This is a genomic window from Enterococcus sp. DIV1059_2 (assembly GCF_051713685.1).
GTDB classification, from domain to species: domain Bacteria; phylum Bacillota; class Bacilli; order Lactobacillales; family Enterococcaceae; genus Enterococcus_D; species Enterococcus_D casseliflavus.
This window is the reverse complement of sequence record NZ_JBIOQK010000001.1, coordinates 1,595,280-1,615,767: the sequence shown is the minus strand read 5'-3', so window position 1 is coordinate 1,615,767 and position 20,488 is coordinate 1,595,280. Positions and strand designations below refer to the sequence as shown.

Sequence of the window (20,488 nt, the reverse complement as noted above, 5' to 3'; positions counted from 1 at the left end):
TGCGTGATTCCTAATCTTAACCGAAAGGTCTCGCGACCGTTTGATCCGTTTGTATGTCTAGGAGCTAGTTGCTTTAATGTCTACATGATAGCAAAGGGTGAAAACGCTGTCAATCACAAATAGAAATTTTTTCCTCCATTTGTTCAATTTATACAAAATAGACCTTAAAATACCTAGGTGGTATTTTAAGGTCTATTGGTCGTTTAAACTTCACTTGCCTGCAAACGGTACATATCGGCATACAACCCTTTTTGAGCCAAAAGTTCATCATGGGTGCCTCGTTCGACGATCGAGCCTTTATCAAGCACCAAAATCAACTCGGCATCGCGGATGGTAGACAATCGATGGGCGATCGCGATCGTGGTTCGCCCTTGACGCATATTTGCCAACCCTTCTTGGATCAGTCCTTCTGTTTCAGTATCGATATTGGCAGTCGCCTCATCCAAGACCAGCACTTTCGGATCGGTCACCATGGTGCGGGCAAAGGAAATCAATTGTCGCTGCCCACTTGAATAGCTGGCGCCCCGTTCAATCACTTTGGCGTGGTATTTACCAGGTAATTTTTGAATAAAGGCATCTGCTTGAACAAATTTTGCTGCTGCTTCGATCTGTTCCTCACGAATGTCCTGATTCAATAAGCGGATATTGTCAGCGATGTCCCCATAAAACATGAAGGCGTCTTGCAATACGAGTCCGACTTTTTTCCGAAGCTCTTCCATCGTGAAGTCGCGAATATCTTGATCATCGATCAAAATTTGCCCTTCCCCGAATTCGTAAAAACGCATCAACACATTGATGATCGAGCTCTTGCCACTTCCTGTGTGACCGACTAAAGCCACGGTCTCACCTGGATAGGCGATGAAAGAAATATGATTCAATACGTTGTTTTTTCCATCATAGGAAAAACTGACATCGCGAAATTCGATTTTTCCTTTGGTGATGGTTTGACTAGCATCGGGGTTTTGCTGGGGCGTGTATTCTTCGTTATCCATAATCTTTAGAATACGGCTGCCGGCGACCATCCCATCAGTAAAGACGCTGAGAAAATCCATCATCTGTGTCATGGGATTAAAAAATCCTTGAATATAGGTCGTAAAGGCGAAAATCAACCCGACTTCGATGGGCGATTCTAAGGTATCAAACCCAAAGACCGTCAACGACAAGGCGATCGCTAAGGCATATAACAAACTAATGATTGGTGATAATAGCAGCGCATTCGTGCGGATCATAGCGTATCTAGTTTTCAAATAATCATCGTTGGTCGCTTCGAATTCTTCATTCAGCCGCGCCTCTTGACGGAATTGCTGAATGATTTGCATACCAGAAATCGATTCATTCAATTTCGTATTCAGCTGACTCAGTTTTTCCCGCATTTGACGATAGATACGAGAGCTGAATTTTTGATAATACCAGATGACTACCATTAGGATCGGCAGAAAAATCAAGTTCAGTAAGGCAATTTTGACGTTGATGCGGAACATGGCGGCAAAAGAAGAAACCACCGCAAAAATTCCTGTCAATACCATCAAGAAGACATACCAAAATTCATACAACGTTTCTGTGTCGTTGCTGACCCGTGAAACGATCGAACCCGCTGGCGTCTGATCGAAATAGCGCATCCCAAGACTATGCAATTTTCCAAATAATTTTGCTCGAATATACTGATAGGTTTTTAAAGAACCCATCGAATAAAGGAACCATTGGAAAAACCAAATCACAGCTTTTACCAACACCCCAAAGAAATACAATGCAGCAAAGAAATAAATGACTTGCTGGGTCGCCGTTTGATTGGTCAAATAATTATCCATAAAGGTTTGAATGATCAAAGGCAACAGGATATTGACGATCGATAGCACAAAAGCAAAAAAGATCGCTGCATAGAAGGTTTTTCGAAATGGCTTGGCAAAAAGAAACATTCGTTTGATGATGTTTTTTTGCTCTTTAAAGGGAATCGATTTACTCCATTCTGATTCTTGCATTAGGCTTCACTCCCTTCGATTTTGGCTTCTAGTTGCTGTTTGTCCCACATTTTTTTATACCAGCCATTTGCAGCCAATAATTGTTCATGGGTCCCGCGTTCACTGATTTTCCCATTGTCGATCACGAGAATTTCTTCTGCGTGCTTGACACTGCTTAGGCGGTGGGCAGCAATGATCGTTGTTTTATTCTGACGGAACGTCCGCAACTGTTGTAAAATAGCTTCTTCCGTTTTGGCATCTACTGCTGAAAGGGCGTCATCTAAAATCAATAATTCTGGATCAGTGATCAAAGCACGGGCAATGGATAACCGCTGTTTTTGTCCGCCAGAAAGAGAAACACCACGTTCCCCCACCATCGTTTCGTACCCTTCAGGAAACTGACTGATATCCTCGTGGATCACTGCCAATCCAGCAGCTGCTTCCACTTCTGCTTGAGAAGCCCGTGGTTGCGCAAAGCGGATATTGTCTCGAATCGTCATGGAAAATAAGAAATGATCTTGCGGAACATAACCGATCGACCCCAAAAGAGCATTCAAGGAGTATTGCTTGCTGTCGATGCCTTCGAAGGTGATCGCCCCGTCAAATGAATCATACTCTCGCAACAAGAGCTTCATCAAAGAGGTTTTTCCAGCACCGGTTTTCCCGACGACACCTAGTGTCTGACCTGCTGGTAAAGTAAAGTGGATGTCTTGCAGAGCAAAATCATCTCCTTGATAGTGAAAATCATTGATTTGAACGTTTACCGTTCCTTGGGCTGGGGCATCGACCGCATCTTTGGCTTCAATGATATGGGTCTTGGCCGCCAACAATTCGGCAACCCGATCATAACTAGCATTGCCTCGTTCCAGCACATTAAACAGACGTCCGATGGCAAACATCGGCCAAACTAACATACCGATATAACTGATGAAGGATACCAATTGACCGATCGAGATGGTACCGTCCATAACATAATTGCCGCCAACGATGATCGTCAGCACATAGGAGATTCCGATGATGATCGTAATAAACGGATCAAACAAGGCATCCAGAAAATTGACTTTGCGGTTTTTGATGATGGCATGGTCGATTTTGGTTTGAAAATCAGCGATGTCCTCTTTTTCCTGTCCAAAGGTTTTTATGACTTTCATCCCAGTAATACTTTCTTGGGCTTTGTCGTTGATAGAAGAAAATGCTTCTTGCGAGTCACGAAACGCATCATGCAATTTGCTGCCAAGAACCCGTGCCATGACTGCTAAGAAAGGAAGCGGCAATAGAGCAATGATCGTTAACCGCCAGTCGATAAAGAGAACCATCGCAATGATGGTTGCCCCTCCCGAGATGAAGGAATCGGCAAAGGTCAAGATCCCCGCCCCTGCCACATTTTGGATGGCATTCAAGTCATTGGTGGCATGGGCCATCAAATCACCTGTCCGATGCTTTTGATAAAACAACTGATCCATCCTTGTAAAATGTGCAAATAGCTGTCTGCGTAACGTTTTTTCTAGCCGAGCGGCACTGCCCCAGATATGCGTTCGCCAGACAAAACGAAACACGTATTGAGCGATGGCTGAAGCAATCAAGATCATGACCCAAAAAAAGATCGTCTGCATCGAGATCTCTTTTTCCGCAATCTCATCGATGATGATCCCGATAACTTTCGGAGGTGCCAACTGTACCAAGGCGACCAAGACTAAAGAGCCTACGCCTAACAAATAATGTTTCTTTTCTTGTTTAAAAAACCAACCTAACTTCCTAAATATTGACATAACACTCTCCATTTCTTTATGACCTGTTGCCTAAATTTTGCGATTTTTCCGAATATTCATTGGATTCAGATTCGATTGCTTCCCCGCTATTTACAGAACGTAAACAGAAAAAGCAGCTTGGGGACATTTTTGATTCGTTGCTGCGTTTTACCGCAATAAAAAGCGAGCTGATAAAATCAGCCCGCTTTTTAGAAAAAACCTACTTTTGGTTTTTCATTTGCTGCATCATCTGACGAATTTTTTTCTCAGAAGGTTTTTGACCCATTGACATCATCATCGAGCGAAGCATATCCTCATTAACGGGAGGATTTTTCTTTAGATAATCTTGCATATATTTACGCGCCAAAAAGAAGCCGCCGACAGCGCCTAGTAATGCTGCAACAACAGCGATCACGATTACGATTCCTACACTAACCATTCGAAAACTCTCCTTTCTCTTGTACTCTCAATGAATCATTTTACTAGAAAAAAACACAAAAAGAAAGAGTGAAAGCTGGATTTATCCAAAAACTTTCACTCGTTTCCTCAACTTAATGCGACATCTCTTTTGTTGAATAACCAATTTGTTAAAAGGTAGATTAAAACACTGTAAACAAGGATCCCGATCGCCATTTCCCAATAGCCCAATCCCGGATCAAAGGCAGTCATCTGCATGTCAGGACTATTTAATACACTCGGTATTTGCTCTTTAATATTCATAAAATTAAATGGATTCCACTTCAGCCATGGGTATTTTTCTTGCGCAAAAAGCATGATCGAGTTGATGATGCTGCTTCCAAACAACATACCCAAGCCTAAGCCTACCGCCAAGCTTTGGGAGCGAATGACGGCTGAGATAAAGATGGTCAATGCAATATAAAAGACAATCAATAGCAAGTTGGTTCCCGCAAAAACAAGGGCAACGAGAATCGCCGCTAGCCCGCTGTAGCCAGTAGCAGCAAAAGGTGATTCAGCTGCTAAAAATAAATTGGCAGCTGCTAAACTACTGATGAGTAAAACAGCAGTCCCTAACAGCGCAAATAAAAACGTGTTGATGGCTTTTGCTGCTAAGATTTGGCTTCTGGAAAAAGGCCGAATCAATAAGAACTTGATCGTTCCACGACTGAACTCTTCTGCTACTGAAGAAGCCGCCACAATCACTACAAATAAGTTTAAGAACGACGTCATATCGCTTAAAGAAGCAAATAAATCATTGGCCCCAATTTCTGGACTACCTAAGCGTACAACATAGGTCAAGCCAAACGTCATTAAAACCAATAAAAGCAGCATGATCCAAGTAGAACGCTTTTTGGTTAATTTGATCCATTCATTTTTTATCAATGTCAGCATGCTTACAAACCTCCTTCTTCGGTCCAAGCCAAGAATGTATCTTCTAAAGAAGATTGCTTTGTCCGTAGTTCTTTTAAGCCGATACCCGCCGTCACGATCGCTGCAGCGATTTCAGAACGCTGATCTGTTTGCAACGTGACTTGCAATTCGTCTTCAACGTGCAAGACCTCGACGTCAAAGGAAGCTTTTAACAGTGCTTCTGTTTGCGAGTTATCATCGGTTTTGATGATCAACACATTTTTCTCTGCTTTCAACTCTGCCATTGCTACTTGATGGGTGACTTTTCCTTTTTGTACCACGATCAAATGATCGGCAATTTGCTCGATGTCGCTTAACTGATGACTGGAAACTAAAACAGAGACCCCTTTTGCTCGCAAAGAAAGAATCATTTCCCGAAACTCCCGCATGCCTTTAGGATCCAGACCATTCATCGGCTCATCTAAAACTAATAGATCTGGTTGATGGACCAGCGCCTGGGCAACACCTAAACGCTGACGCATCCCTAAAGAATAAGTTTTGACTTTTTGATGGATATGTCCTTCTAAATGCACCTGACGGATCAGGGCTTCTAGCTCAGAGGCTGTGCCTTTTTTCTTCGCCATACGTTGATACTGCATCAAATTCTCATAACCGGTCATATAATTATAAAACTCAGGATTCTCAACGATCGCTCCGACTGAGGCAATCGCTGTTTTAAAAGAAGAATCCAATAAATTTCCCATAATGGCAATCGATCCTGTGTTGTGCTTCATCAAGCCAACGATCATTCGGATGATCGTCGTCTTCCCAGCCCCATTGGGCCCTAATAAACCAACGACTTGTCCTTGGTCCACCACAAAGGAAACATCATCAATGATTCGTTTGGTTCCAATCAATTTGGAAACATTTTGCAGTGCTAATACTTCTGTCAAAGTTACCCCTTCTTCCTAACACCATTTCTGCAACGATTTTAAATAAAAAACGTTATGATAATATGTATACCATGCCATCTCTGTAAAAAAAAGTCAAGAAGCGAAAAAGGAACATCGATGCTCCTGTTTTTGCTTCTTGACAACTTCGTTTATCACTGATGCTTTTCACGTTTGCCCTATTGCTGCTGGTCAAACGCTTGGCAAAATTATAAGTTCTATTGGCTCGATCTTATAGCTGGCTCACTCCGTTTGGGTGAATGCCAGTTGGGCGAACGCTGCCTTGTTCTTGGCACTTCTGATCTGTTTGATCACTTGCTTGAGCTGTTTCCACTCCTTTGCGCTTGGGTGACCATTCCAATAAAAGAGGTAAGGCTGTTCTTCCTCGGAAAATTCCTGATGGATCGGATAATCGCTGATCACCAAATCTGGTTTTTGAGACAGCGAATAATGGGCCATCGCTCGATGCGTGGCATTCATCAAGCGGTTCTTGATCCAAAGCTCTTGCGTTTTTCCGTATTTCGAATGGATCGAGAACGTGACCGGCTGTTCATATTTGATAAAAATAACTCTCAGTAACATACAGTATTGGAAAATCAAGCGATCATTCATTTGCAGTAATCTACGCAACTCTGGTAAAGAAACAGTCGCTTCCAAAAAAAACCGTTTCATGGTTGGATAAAGCACTGGAAAAGCGGCTTGCAGCTCTTGCTCGTCGGTTGTTTTGCCAAAACTATCGCTTTTTTGTCGCGTACCAAAACAGCCAGAGGCGGAATGGATCATGACCAGATTAACCAGTAAATAGTTTTTTTCGGCTTCTGTAAACGTCAACCGAAAATACACGGCTAGTTTTTCAACGAGCTGCGCTTCTTGCTGGTACTTTGGCTGAGTCAGCCACGAGATGTTAGCAGCATCGAGATCCTCCTCAAGATAGGTGTTCATTACCCCAAACATATAATACAAGAAGCTGCGTTCAACCTCCGAAATTTCAGAAAACGGCAGATGATTCCTGTTAAACAATGGGTTCAAAAAGACCTGATCAAACTGTTTTTTTTCAATTAATGGGTGCTCAAAGGTAAGTATTTCGTTTGGTAAAAACGAAAGCGGATGCTTTTGATGGATTCTTTGCACGGAGATAGCGAATAAATGAAGAAATTTATCGATATCGATTTTTCTCATATAAGAAGCATGGGTTTCAAACAACGCTTCAGCCTGCTCTTTCTCCTTGATCGATGCCAAGACTTGTGAGTCCTTCTCATCAAAAATTTGCCAATAGGTAAGATGATAAAAATAGCGGATCGCATATTCATCACCTGCCAAAGGATCACCTTTTTTTAAACTATAGGACAAATGATAGTTCGCCAAAACATGATTTAACTCCTGCAATTTTCGTTGAATCGTGCGGGGACTGCTAAAGGTTTTGTGGCTGAGTTGTTCAAGGGAATGATAATCCCCCTGAAAGAGTGCATCCAGCAAGATAAACCCAACAGTTCCCTGCAACAATACACTATAGGCTTGGCTCAATAGAAATCGTGGAGAAAAAGCAATCGACACTTCTTTTTCCAGCCGATCATAGGTCAAAGTAAACTGAGGATAGCGTGCACGAAACACCTCTACTTGCTGAACGATCGACTGCATTTTGTTGGTTTTCCTATCGAAAACACCTGAGAGCTCTTTAATTGTATAGTCTTTCTTGTTCGTTTCGTAACAATAACTTAGAAACGCATAAATTTGTTTTTCTGTCGTATCCAAAAGTGCCTGTAACATGAAATTTCCCTCGCTCGTATAATCAGCAAACGCTGTTTTTATCCTAAATTTGTCATCTTACAAAATTGTAAGCTGGCAGTGTTTGGTGATCGTACCACCGTGCGCTCTTTTCTGTCAAATCACTTTTAACAAATTTTCCTTTCGTTATCTGTATATTTTCATAAAAAAAGTCTGACGTTTCAAAACGATCGTCAGACTTTTTGTTAAAAACGGTAAAACAAAACGTGAGTGTGCTTTCTGGGGAAGAAAATTCCAATCGTGGGGTATCAATTCTCTCATTATCCTCGGCTTTTTTCTTTACTGTCTCTCATCAGAAAATAACTTTCGATTCAGCCAAAAAAGGAAGACAGTAAGGATAACCACGCCTAGACCAAAGAGTAAATAGCGAATACTCGTATTTTTGCTGCCGGTTTTCGGTAGTAAGGCTCCATTGACCTCCTTAGCACTGCTTGTCTCCGTACGTTGTTCCTGTTCCATTTTCACTGAAGACGATGCTTTAGCGAGTTGTTTGCCTGCGGGATCATCGGAGGAAACACTCCGCTTGCTTGACTGACTTTGGTTCGGCGCTAATTTGTTTGGTTTCGTTTCTGAATCTGAAAGATTCTCAGATGCCGCTTCACTAACGGTCGTTGTTCCTGTTGTTGCGGTGGTTTCTCGACTCCTTGTTATCTGAGTCGATTCACTCTCACTAACTGGTTGGGTGTTGAAGTTTTCTGACTCACTTGCATTGTGACTACTTTCGATACTTTGAGAATCCTGACTTGTGTTTTCCGTAGTAGAAGTCCTTGGATCCGTCGATTGAGAGTCGCTAAATTTCGGTTCGATACTACTAAAGGAAGAGCTTGTTTCTTCAGACACCTTAGAGCTTGCGCTTATCTCAGAGTTCGTGGTCTCACTAGAGCTCGGGGGTGTGATTACCTGCCATTGACTAGGCTTCAAGTTTTCAGTAATCGTTGTTTCACCGTCATAAATCACAACTAAATCTACTTTATCCACACTTTTGATCTCATCGATGGCCATCTCAGCATAGATCCTTAAGTAGTTTTCAACACCTGAAAACCAATCGACATTTGTTAGATACGTTTCACCAATCACCTTTTCACTGTGTCCATTGCCATCCCAACCATAAGTTAAACGGATACAAACGTTTTGTGAAGTCAGCGTTTTGTTCGGCCGTACCGGGATCGTAATGACTTTCAAGGCTTCATCATAGATCACACGGTTCGTTTGAACAGAAAACGATAAATTCCCTCCGGCTCGTTCTTTTGCTGAAGTATGATCGAAACCAAACACCAGCAGCAATAATCCCGCTAACAGCAAAATCAACACAATTCCAACCAGTTTTCTCATTTCCTCACTTCCTAAATGAATATTTCAAGATAACTTGATAAGGAAATTATAATAAATTCTCAGAGAAAACATGCGCCGAAAAAAAGGAAAGACCCAATAAAATGGCATCTTTAATTTCGAGTATTATATATAGAAAAGATATTTACCACCCTCTTCCGCATTTGAAACTCTCTCGAACTTTTACCACCGCCAATAAATCAGTTTAATATTTATCATTTAAATATATATTATATATAATATATGACCATTTTTGTGCTAAAATTCAAGTATAAGCAAATCAACCTTTAGGAGTACGTGATCGATGGAATTAGAGCCAAAAGTAGCAAAATTGATTGTTAAAAGCTTAAAAGATATCATCAACCATGAAATCAATCTTTTTGATACCTCGGGTACGATCATAGCTAGTACAGATACCGTGCGGATTGGTACCAGTCATGAAGGCGCGCGTTTAGCAGCCAAAAATCAACAGACATTAACGATTGAACATGACAATCAATTTAAAGGAGCAAAAAAAGGAATCAATATCCCGGTCCTTTTTAATCAATCCGTTGTAGCAATTATTGGAATTACTGGCGAGCGTACAAAGGTAGAGCCTTTGGGGAATATTATCAAAAAAATGACGGAGATTTTGATCCGAGAAAACTGGATTCAATTGACAAATTTCCATCAACGGCAAAACTACCACAGTCTAGCTACAATGCTGATCGCTCCTCAAAGAGATGATAGCTTGGCGGCTTATTTAGCCTCGCTCTTGGACATTGATTTGGAACGACCTCGCATCCTCGTGATAGGGAAATTCCTTTTTACTAGAGAAAAAAATAATCTGAATTATGAAAAACTGCTCCATACCATCCAATCGCATTTGCACATTTTTCCAGGTAGTTTCTTCTCGCTGATCAATCAAGAAATTTGCCTGTTTTTCGAAAAGCAGGAAGAAGCTTCGCTGATCCCCCTACTGATGCAAATGCAAAAGGATATTTCTAAGCGTTTTGATCGTCAAATGTCCTTTGGGATCGGCGGTTTAGCAGAAACCATCGATGAGTATTGGTCTAGTTATGAAAAGGCGCAAAAAACCGTCAATTGGTTGATCAATCAAAAAAGTGCGACCATCTCTTCTTATCAAGAAATGGATTATGGGTTGCTCTTTGTCGGGATTTCTGCAGAAGATAATAAACAATTGCAAAAGAAAGTGCTTGGCAGTCTGACAGTTGAGGAGATTGAGCAGTTCCAATTGATCTTTGAAACGTATAAACGCTACAATGGTAGTATTATGAAGTGTGCCGAGGCACTTTTTTTACACAAGAATACTTTTCAAAACAAACTGAATCGCATCACAGAAAAGACGGGCTACAATCCACGTAATTTGAGTGATTTTACCGTGTTGTCGGCTGCTTTTATGAGTTATCGCTTGTCTAATCTAGAGAGATGATTTGTTGAACAAGCAAATGCTTCAGCGTAACAAACTTCGCATTTAAAATCGATGGTATCATTTGTTGTTCAAGTCATCTGTTTCCAACCAGCGTGATCATCCATCAACAGCCTAACTCATAGCACCAGCAACGTTTCCCTGTTTTCTGCCTTCCAGTTGACGCAAAATTGTTTTTACACTGTATTTTTGAGTTTCAATACACATAACAAAAAGAGCGCTCCTGTGAGAAGAAACGCTCTTTTATTATGTCCTTTAGTTGTGAACAGCTCGTGCTCTCTTTTCAATGAAAAGGAAAACAAATGACCTCGATTCGTTACTGTTAACCTTGCAATTTTAAATCATTGATCGTTTCATAATAGTTTGCGATTGCAGAATGATCCCTTTTTTCTAATCCGTACGCTTTCAGTGATTGCATAATCTCCATTGCAGATGCTGTAAATGGTGTAGAAACATTACTATCATGTGAGGTGTCTAATGCATTTTGCAAGTCCTTGATATGCAATTCGATACGGAAACCAGGATCGAAGTTACCAGAAAAAATCTTTTCTGATTTTTGATCCATGACTGTGCTTCCTGCCAAACCTGTCCGAATGGCTTGATAAACTGCTTCAGGAGAAACACCTGCTTTTTTGGCTAGACAATAAGCTTCAGAAATAGCTGCGATGTTGATCGCTACAATCATTTGATTGGCTAGTTTCGTAATATTTCCAGCCCCTACTTCACCGACTCGTGTCACAGAAGAAGCCATCGTATTCAATAAAGCTTCATATTTCTCAAAAACTGCTTTTTCTCCGCCAACCATTACCGCGATCGTTCCATCAATGGCTTTTGGTTCTCCACCAGAGACAGGCGCATCAATAAAATGGACTCCTTGTTCTTTCAAACGAGCTGCAAAGTCTTGGCTGGCTTTTGGTGCGATTGAACTCATATCAATGACTGTTTTACCAGCTGACAAGCCTTCAGCGATCCCTCCAGGATTGAATAGCGCCGCTTCTACGTTTGGAGAATTCGGTAGCATCGTAATGATCACTTCTGCTGCTTCTGCCACCTTGGCGCCTGACTCTGCTGCATGTGCACCAGCTGAAACAACTTCATCGATTGCGGATTGGTTAAAATCATACACAATAACCTCATAGCCATTCTTTACTATATTTTTCACCATTGGTTTTCCCATGATTCCTAAACCGACAAATCCTACTTTCATCAATATTATCTCCTACTTTCGTTGATTTAATAAATATGCTCGGATCGCGGTTTCTCCAGCGATCACCACATTTTCCTCTACTTGTGTCATTGCTTCTTGCAAACTCATTGGTCGATGGATAATTGGCAAAATAAGGTCAATTCCAGCGGCATAAGCTGCCGAAACCTCTTTCTCCCGACTACCGACCACAGCAATCACCGGTTTATGGTGCTTTTTTGCTAGCTCGGCAATTCCCACAGGAACTTTGCCATTCAGCGATTGCTGGTCAAGCTTGCCTTCGCCAGTTATGACGAGAGAAGCTTGGGCAATTTTCTTTTCAATTTCTACTAAATCTAAGATCGTTTCAATACCGTTGCACGTTTTGGCTTGGCAAAACACTTGCAATGCAGCCCCTAGACCGCCTGCTGCCCCTGCACCTGGTGCGTCAGCAATATCAATCTGCATCTCTTTTTTGATCACAGAGGCATAATGTTTCATCCACTGATCATAGGTTTTCGTTTGGTCAATCGGAATGCCTTTTTGAGGACCATAGATAGCAATGGCACCTTTTTCACCGACTAACGGATTCGTTACATCCGATAAAATATTGATTTTTACATCTTTTAATCGTGGATCGATCTTAGAAATATCTATCGAAGCAAGCTTTGCTAATCCAGCTAATCCTCTCGGGATGTCCTTTCCTTGATCGTCGTAAAAGGAGACCCCTAATGCTTTTGCCATTCCAGTCCCGCCATCACTTGTTGCACTGCCGCCTATGCCAAGGTAGATCTCTTTTGCACCTTCATCGAGGGCAGCCAAAAGCAACTCCCCTACCCCGTAAGTCGAAGCATTTAAGGCATTCTCAGCATTTTGCTCGATCAAAGTAATCCCACTTGCTTCTGCCATTTCTAATACGACGATTTGATTAGGTAAAACACCATATTGCGCCTTCACAGGATTTCCCAATGGATTTTGAACAGTTATCCTTTTTCGTTTTCCTGCCAAGGCATCAACTAAAGCTTCGACTGTGCCTTCTCCACCATCGGCGACTGAAAATTTATCGATAGGACTATGAGGCAAAACCCGACGAATCCCTTTTTCTAACCACATTGAGATATCTTTACTGGAGGCACTTCCTTTGAAAGAATCTGCTGCAATCACAATTCGCTGTTCTTCCATGAATCCACCCCCTTTTCTATAGTTAGGCTTGATTATAAGAAACCCGCCTTCTTCATTTCATCAATCATCTTGTCTAACACAACGCCCTTACTTGCTTCCGTCGGCAAGATCGAAGGTCCCACATTCAAGCCCATCAAGTTTGCCATATCTTTGGTAGCTGAAGGGAAACTTGCTGCATCTTGCGATAAACGGATCGGGTTCAGGGTAAATTGGTTCTTTAGCGCGCCTTGGAAATCACCAGATACGTACTGGTCATAAATACCGCAAACCAATTCAGGATAAATATTTGCCGTTGAACAGACACCGCCGACTGCTCCCACACAGAGTGAAGGATAAACAATGGTATCTTTTCCTGCAATCACTCGAAAGCCAACATCAGCATTCCGTCGAACCAATTCGCTTAGGAAGGTCAAATCTCCGCTCGAATCTTTGATCCCTACGATATTCTCAACGGTATGCGCCAGCTTTTCGATCAATGGTTGACTCAACGAATACCCAGCTCTTGCTGGATTGTTATACAAAAGCACCATCGTATCGGAAACCGCGTCTGCGATTGCTTTAAAATGATTGTACAGTGCTTCTTCTGTGGGTTTGATGAACATTGGGTGTAAAACGGAAATACCAGCGATCGGCAATTTTGCTGCCCGTTTGGCAAGTGCCACCGCATGTTTCGTACGTATTGGACCCATCCCAAAGAAAACAGGTACTTTTCCAGCGGCTTCATCTAAAATGATTTCTGTTGCTGCAAGCATTTCATCATGTTCGAACATATAAAACTCACTATTACTGCCAAAAGCCAAAATGCCATGAACACCATGATCGATCACATGCCGTACGATCTTTCGCAACTTAGTTTCGCAAATCATTTCTTCTTCATTCACTGGCGTGAGTAAAGGAACAATGATCCCTTTAATCTTTTCTTTTTCCATTATGGTCAATCCTCTCACTCAAAGCTTCGATTAATTTGTATTCGCTCGATTACTCTCTGACTAAAGCTGGTTTTTTATTGTCAAATGTCCAGCCAGGAATCAAGTACTGCATGGCAATCGCATCATTGCGCGCCCCTAAGCCTTCTTTTAAATATAGTTGATGCGCCGCATCTAGCTTTTCTCGGTCAAGTTCCAGCCCAAGGCCATGGGAATTTCTTGGAATGGTAATTTCACCGTTTTTGATTTGATGCGGATTTTTGGTCAAGCCTTCGCCATCTTGCCAAATCCAGTGGGTATCTGCGGCATTTACTTCCCCAGGTGCTGCCGCTGCAGTATGAGCGACCATCGCCAAAGAAATATCAAAATGATTATTGGAATGCACACCCCAAGTCAAATCTAGGTCATGACATAACTGCGCCACCCGTACACTGCCTTGCATCGTCCAAAAATGCGGATCTGCCAGCGGAATCGTCACACTATCTAAGCGAATCGCTGCTTTCATTTCTCGCCAATCCGTTGCTACCATATTCGTCGCCGTCGGCAATCCTGTTTTTCGGCGGAATTCTGCCATCGTTTCTCTACCAGAGAAGCGACCTTCTGCACCACAAGGATCTTCTACATACGCTAATACGCCGTGAAGGTCTTTGCAAAGCGCAATTGCATCATCTAGTAACCATCCGCCATTCGGATCAAGGGTAATCCGAGCATTGGGAAATTCTTTTTTCAACGCTTTGACGGTTTGTACTTCTTCTTGCCCTGATAACACGCCGCCTTTTAATTTAAAGTCCTCAAAACCATAGCGCTCATAGGCAGCTTTCGCTAACTTGACGATTGCTTCTGGGGTCATCGCTTCTTCACGACGTAGTGCTCCCCATGAATCATCGAGCGTATTGTCAGAAGCATAAGGCAAGTCTGTTTTGTTGCGATCTGCTACATAAAACAGATAACCTAAAAACTTCACTGATTCGCGCACTTGTCCTTCACCTAACAAAGCGGCAACGGGCACCTGCATGTGCTGTCCTAGTAAATCCAACAATGGCGCTTCAACAGCAGTCATAACATGAACCGTCGTTCGTAAATCAAATGTTTGGTTCCCGCGCCCACCAGCATCCAACTGCGCATAACGTTCGTGAATCTCTTTTACGATGTTTTTGTATTCGCCCAAAGTCCGACCCACAACTAATTCACGACAGTCTTCCAATGTCTGACGAATTTTCTCACCACCTGGCACTTCTCCTAAACCCGTATTACCCGTGTCATCAGTTAAAATAACGATATTTCTAGTAAAGAAAGGGCCATGGGCTCCACTTAGATTTAATAGCATACTGTCATGTCCTGCTACAGGGACAACTTCCATTTTTACGATTTTTGGAATCATCAAAATCTCTCCTAGTCAAATTGATAGTTTTTAATATACTGTTTCCCCAAGAAAGAATACAGAGTATCGAGTGCAGACTTTTCGTCGAAAAACAGTGAATTTCTGTGCTAAAGAACATTTTTAAATAAAGATCCCCAATAAGATCCCTACTAGCGTCCATGCCAAGCTGATTCCCCAGAATTTAAAGAAGGAATAACGCAAGAATTTTCGTACATTGGTTTCCCCTAAATCACAAGCCATGATGATTTGTGGTTGGGCAATCAGTGAAGCAAACGCACCAATATTAAAGAATAATGTCAAGGCAACAATATCTGGAGCAACGCCATATTCTCCTGCTAAAGCTGCAATGATCGGAATGAGCGCAAAAAACCAAGTATCGTTGGTAAACAACAGCATCAATGGCGTGCTGAAGATAGCGATCGCAATATGAACATAGGGACCAACAGCTGCGGGAATAATATTCACGAGAACTTGAACCATCGCATCCATCATGCCCGTTCCTTGCAAGATCCCCACGACAACCCCAGAAAGCAAAACGATGGGCGCAATCGGATATGTTTTTGAAGCATATTTACTGATCAATTGATTTTGATCTTTGAAGTCTGGATAGTTCACGCACAAAGCAATGATCAAACCAGCTGCGAAAATATAGTAAGAAGGCAGGTTTGAAAACGACAAAGCGATCACTAAGAGGATGGTCAAGATCAGATTGAACCAAAATAGCTTGGGACGAGCAAGCGGTCCATAGTTTTGCTCTTTCGCTAATGAATCAGCGATCCCTTCAAATTTTTCTCCATTTGCCATATGCTTTTTGTGGACACCTAGACCTAAGAAATAACCAAGGATCATCGTTCCGATAAAGACAGTGATCCAAACAGGTAGCAAGGTGGTAAATAAGGTCATCGGTGCATTGGGTACATCCGGAAGCAGACTTGCAGCCCGTAAGATCCGTGCGTTCCATGGTGTGATCGATCCTAACATGATACCGACTGAGCAAAGAAAAACGAGTATCACCGGATCGATTTTCAACTTCTTAAATAGCGGCAAAAACAACGGGATCGCAATTAGATAGGTCGACATGACACTTCCATCTAATGTGGTGATCACCGAAATAAACACAGTCAAGCTGCAGAGAATCGGTGCTTTGATTTTTACTTTTTTCAAAAACTTGAATACCATAATATCGAAGACTGCTGCATCAGATATCAGAGAAAAATAAGGTAATGAAAACATGATCATCAAAAAGATGTCTCGTGTCATATCAAGACCGTCAGCGATATATCCTTCCGTCGCTGTCCAGCTTGCCCCGCTTAAGAAAGAAAATCCGACAGGTATCAATGCAAAACAGACAAGTATATTAATTTTATTTCTTAGTAATAAACCCGTGATCAATGTCATCATGACAAAGCCAAGAATAGCTAAATAGCTCATTTTTTATATCCCTCCGAATAATAGATCAGTCAAAGAGGAATATAGCTGAAACTTCAAGCAAAAATTTCAGCTATATCTCTGACATCAAGTAGTCCTTCAATAAATACCTTTAGCGCACAAAGCAAGGTTTTTTTGAGTCAAACTGCCAATCTTCAATAAAGTATTGCATCGCAATTGAATCATCACGATCACGGTATTTGGGGTCCATTGACTGGTACAATTGATGTGCTTCCAGTAATTTCTCCATATTGATTTCAATACCTAGGCCAGGTTTATCGGTGATTTTGATCACGCCATCTTGAATCAAGACAGTGTCATCGCAAAGTTCTTGTCCATCCTGCCAAATCCAGTGTGTATCGATTGGTGTAATATTTCCTGGTGCAGCTGCGGCACACTGTGCGAACGTTGCCAACGTAATATCAAAATGGTTATTTGAGTGAGAACCCCAAGTCAATCCCCAGTCATTCAAGATTTGGGCCATGCGAACACTTCCGTTTAATGTCCAGAAATGCGGATCAGCCAGAACGATATCTACTGCTTTTGAATTTAATGCATGATAAAATTGTCGCCAGTTGGTCGCAATCATATTTGTTGCCACTTGATGTCTCGTGGCTGTTTTGAATTCATTCATGATCTCACGACTTGAAAAACCTGCTTCAGGACCACATGGATCCTCCACATAAGAAATCGTGTCTAATTTGTCTTTGCAAAGCTCGATTGCCTCTGCTAACGACCAAGCGCCATTAGGATCAATATTGATTCGCGCTTCTGGAAACGCCTCATGTAAAGCAACTACCGCTTCCATTTCCTCTGTTCCCTTCAGTACGCCACCTTTGACTTTGAAATTTTTGAACCCATAGCGTGCCTCAAGTGCTTTTGCTTGCTGCACCATTCCCTCTGGTGTTAATGTTTCCTGTCTTCTAATGCGCTCCCACTCATCTTTTGGCTCTTCTTCTATGCGATAAGGCAGATCGGTTTTCCCTGCATCGGCGATATAAAACAAATACCCCAACACTTCAACTTCATTACGCTGCTGACCATCACCTAATAACGCACACATCGGTTTATTTAGAAACTTACCAAGCAGATCCAGCATCGCACATTCAACCGCTGCCTCCGCTTGGACGACAAATTTCAGATTTTTTAAATCCAACCCTTGAAGTCCTTCCCCATCATTTCCTTTCATCGCCGCTGCATTTTTGCGAATCGTTGTAATCACATTACGATAATTGGCAATTTCTTGACCCACGACAAATGGAATGTAACTCTCCAGCATTTTGGTGATGTCTTCACCGCCATAGATCTCACCAATGCCTCTATTCCCAGTTTCGTCTTCTAATACAACAATATTCCTCGTAAAATAAGGTGCATGACACCCGCTTAAGGTAAGGGTCGGACTGTCATAACCAGCAACCGGAAACACCTGCATCTTTGTCACTTTTGGAGAACCATTTTTACTCATATTCATTCCACCTTCTCTATTATTTTTGGTTTGTTCAGTTTGAAGAAAAAACATGCTTCGTAATCAAAACGCTTTACGTTTTTATAAATTGCTTCCTGTGCACACCACTGAACCCTTCTTCGCTCACCCTTGTTAACAAAATCACAATCCATTGGTCAGTAAATGTTTTTGAAGAATGCTGCTCATTTTTCGAGAAATCGAAACAAAAATCAGTTTCTAGAAAGAAGGGTCCGAAACACTAACTAGACTAAGGGAACTTCTGATAGTTCTCGCACATTTCCAGTCAGATGTCGAAAAAGCGTCAGCGTATGGAAGCGATTTATGATCATTAACTTGCTCTAAGAATACAAATATTCTTCGCGAATAAAAAGAGTATGTGAGATAGTTATCCGCATCGTTTCTGCTTGATAAATGTTACAGAAACCATTTTAAGAATTCCAAAACAGCCAAATTTTTTCTGTAATCGACGGGCTACAAGCGTAAAAACGGTAGGTCAACCCATCGAGAAAATAGCAAAAAAAAAACCGATAATGCCCTTGATGACCTCTTTCAGCAAAAAAAACTAAATTTTACTGAATCAGTCGATCAAAACACATGAACGGTTTTGTCGCTACTTTTTATTCTGTTTTCTGCTAACCCAAGTCCCCATTGGATAATTATGTTTGTTTTTGCCCGTTGTAGACTTTTGTTATCTGTTGAAGGGACTTTTCCCCATTGATTTTTTTAGCGTCACATAGGTAACGATAGACAGTATGACTATTCCTAAGAAAATCAACCGATCATTCAAGACTTCATCCGTCTGCGGGAGAAGCTTCTGCTGATTATGGTTGGCACCATCACTTCTTGCCGAGCTGGAAGAGTGACTTGACCCACTATTATTTAGCAAACCTTCCAGTGTATTGCTTGTACTGCTTTCACTACTTGGTTGCGTGCTACTGCTGGTGCTACTTTCACTACTTGGTTCCGTGCTACTGCTGGTGCTACTTTCACTACTTGGTTCCGTACTACTACTCGTACTGCTTTCGCTACTTGGTTCCGTACTACTACTCGTACTGCTTTCACTACTTGGTTCCGTACTACTACTCGTACTGCTTTCGCTACTTGGTTCCGTACTACTACTCGTACTGCTCTCACTACTTGGTTCCGTACTACTACTTGTGCTGCTTTCGCTACTTGGTTCCGTGCTGCTACTTGTGCTGCTCTCACTACTTGGTTCCGTGCTGCTACTTGTACTACTTTCACTACTTGGTTCCGTGCTGCTACTTGTACTACTTTCGCTACTTGGTTCCGTGCTGCTGGACTCTCCTGGTTCACCGGTTCCGCCACCACCGCCACCATAGCGTGGCGTATAGCCAGTAATACTGCTTGTTCTTGGCACATCATTGACCAAAGCATCAAGGATGCCCCGATTGGTATATTGTTCCAATGAACCATCCGTTTCTGTTTTGTAGGTAATGTAGATCCGTTCCTCTGTATCCCGCAAAGGAATTTCAAAGGAGCCGTCACTATTTAAAACGATCGGTACTTGCTCGACATACGTTGGGTTGGAAACGCTGGGTCCATAGACCACTCGAGCACTCGTACTGACTAGTGTCTGATGAGGACCTAAAAAGTCAATAAACGTTCCATCTTTGATCGTCACTTGGTCCGTGTCAAACGAGTTGATATACACTCGCCAATCAATGATCCGTTTGGGTTGTTGCGTACCTAAATACAGTCCTTGTTTGGTGAGTAAGGCACCCTCCCCTGAATCATCCACTGCTTGAATAAAAATAGGCACCGATTGCATCCCATTTGCCGTTTCAAAGTTGATGTTGTTGATCTGGTTTTCTATCACGTCATCACTGAACTTTGTCCAAAAATAAAAGTCCCCATGTACATTGGTATTTTGTTCGACAAATTCCGTGAAAACAAAGGTCAGCAGATTGCCAACTTGGGTAACATTGACCACTAAGTTGTTATTTTCATCGTATAAAGCATACGTATTATTAACGCCTTCAATCTCAGCTGGCAAGGTGACGGTCGCTTTGTCACCTGCTTTTAAATCACCTAAGTCCTCCAAACTCCAGGTCATATCTATTTTAAAGGAATCATCCTTTTCAATACTTGTGATGACCTCGTTGTGGCTATTTACGATCGATACATTTGTGATCAGCTTGGCACCCACATCGGTTTCCCCATAAACAACCCGCATACCAGCAAAAACAGAAATCAACAGCAGCAAGACAGCAAATGCTTTTCCTAAACGTTTGATCATTGGTTTCCTCCCTTAAGTGAGCGCTTAGCTAAATCCATCGGTCACAGCAATTACTGTACTCGACATGAATATTTTCATTAACAGTTGTCTTTTCGTTTCACGGTGAGAAAAATAGACTTCCAGTTGCCACATTCTTGCCGCGTATCCGCGACTGCCTAA

Annotated in this window: 15 protein-coding genes; 1 reads left to right on the top strand and 14 read right to left on the bottom strand. The window is 42.0% G+C overall.

From position 1 onward, the window contains the following. Window positions 1–203: 203 nt before the first annotated feature. The 7 genes from IGI72_RS07460 to IGI72_RS07430 form a co-directional block, all read right to left on the bottom strand. Complete coding sequence (locus IGI72_RS07460; protein WP_438753711.1) at window positions 204–1,979, bottom strand: ABC transporter ATP-binding protein; 1,776 nt, start codon at window positions 1,977–1,979, stop codon at window positions 204–206. Then, window positions 1,979–3,727: an ABC transporter ATP-binding protein gene (locus tag IGI72_RS07455; protein ID WP_438753709.1), complete on the bottom strand. Its 1,749-nt coding sequence runs from the start codon at window positions 3,725–3,727 to the stop codon at window positions 1,979–1,981. The genes IGI72_RS07460 and IGI72_RS07455 overlap by 1 nt, the downstream gene beginning before the upstream one ends. 199 nt (window positions 3,728–3,926) lie before the next feature. Then, entirely contained in the window at window positions 3,927–4,145 is a 219-nt protein-coding gene (locus IGI72_RS07450) for a YneF family protein (protein ID WP_005235432.1), read from the bottom strand. A 107-nt stretch (window positions 4,146–4,252) separates the two neighbouring features. Further along, entirely contained in the window at window positions 4,253–5,056 is an 804-nt protein-coding gene (locus IGI72_RS07445) for an ABC transporter permease (protein ID WP_438753707.1), read from the bottom strand. Window positions 5,057–5,058: 2 nt separating this feature from the next. Next, window positions 5,059–5,967, bottom strand: coding sequence for an ABC transporter ATP-binding protein (locus tag IGI72_RS07440; protein WP_284591254.1), 909 nt, complete (start codon window positions 5,965–5,967; stop codon window positions 5,059–5,061). A gap of 240 nt (window positions 5,968–6,207) precedes the next feature. Beyond that, complete coding sequence (locus IGI72_RS07435; protein ID WP_438753704.1) at window positions 6,208–7,731, bottom strand: helix-turn-helix domain-containing protein; 1,524 nt, start codon at window positions 7,729–7,731, stop codon at window positions 6,208–6,210. Window positions 7,732–8,028: 297 nt separating this feature from the next. Then, window positions 8,029–9,081, bottom strand: coding sequence for an LPXTG cell wall anchor domain-containing protein (locus IGI72_RS07430; RefSeq protein ID WP_438753702.1), 1,053 nt, complete (start codon window positions 9,079–9,081; stop codon window positions 8,029–8,031). Window positions 9,082–9,382: 301 nt separating this feature from the next. Between IGI72_RS07430 and IGI72_RS07425 the strand changes: the two genes are divergently transcribed. After that, on the top strand, window positions 9,383–10,510 hold the full coding sequence (locus IGI72_RS07425) for a CdaR family transcriptional regulator (RefSeq protein ID WP_087627343.1): 1,128 nt from the start codon (window positions 9,383–9,385) through the stop codon (window positions 10,508–10,510). Between the two features lie 319 nt (window positions 10,511–10,829). On the opposite strand, the gene garR is transcribed toward IGI72_RS07425, so the two are convergent. The 7 genes from garR to IGI72_RS07390 form a co-directional block, all read right to left on the bottom strand. After that, on the bottom strand, window positions 10,830–11,714 hold the full coding sequence (gene garR, locus IGI72_RS07420; protein WP_438753699.1) for a 2-hydroxy-3-oxopropionate reductase: 885 nt from the start codon (window positions 11,712–11,714) through the stop codon (window positions 10,830–10,832). Window positions 11,715–11,726: 12 nt separating this feature from the next. Beyond that, window positions 11,727–12,872: a glycerate kinase gene (locus IGI72_RS07415; protein ID WP_438753696.1), complete on the bottom strand. Its 1,146-nt coding sequence runs from the start codon at window positions 12,870–12,872 to the stop codon at window positions 11,727–11,729. Window positions 12,873–12,904: 32 nt separating this feature from the next. Then, complete coding sequence (locus tag IGI72_RS07410) at window positions 12,905–13,801, bottom strand: dihydrodipicolinate synthase family protein (protein WP_086338337.1); 897 nt, start codon at window positions 13,799–13,801, stop codon at window positions 12,905–12,907. 49 nt (window positions 13,802–13,850) lie between these two features. Further along, window positions 13,851–15,179: an enolase C-terminal domain-like protein gene (locus IGI72_RS07405; RefSeq protein WP_175445283.1), complete on the bottom strand. Its 1,329-nt coding sequence runs from the start codon at window positions 15,177–15,179 to the stop codon at window positions 13,851–13,853. Between the two features lie 120 nt (window positions 15,180–15,299). After that, window positions 15,300–16,610 (bottom strand): SLC13 family permease, encoded by a 1,311-nt coding sequence (locus IGI72_RS07400; RefSeq protein ID WP_159160471.1) that lies wholly within the window; start codon window positions 16,608–16,610, stop codon window positions 15,300–15,302. 109 nt (window positions 16,611–16,719) lie between these two features. Further along, the gene (locus IGI72_RS07395; RefSeq protein ID WP_438753692.1) at window positions 16,720–18,072 is read right to left on the bottom strand and encodes an enolase C-terminal domain-like protein; all 1,353 of its coding nucleotides are present in this window, start codon (window positions 18,070–18,072) and stop codon (window positions 16,720–16,722) included. A 688-nt stretch (window positions 18,073–18,760) separates the two neighbouring features. Then, window positions 18,761–20,329 carry an Ig-like domain-containing protein gene (locus tag IGI72_RS07390; RefSeq protein WP_438753690.1) on the bottom strand — a complete coding sequence of 523 codons (1,569 nt, stop codon included), beginning with the start codon at window positions 20,327–20,329 and terminating at the stop codon, window positions 18,761–18,763. Window positions 20,330–20,488: the final 159 nt, after the last annotated feature.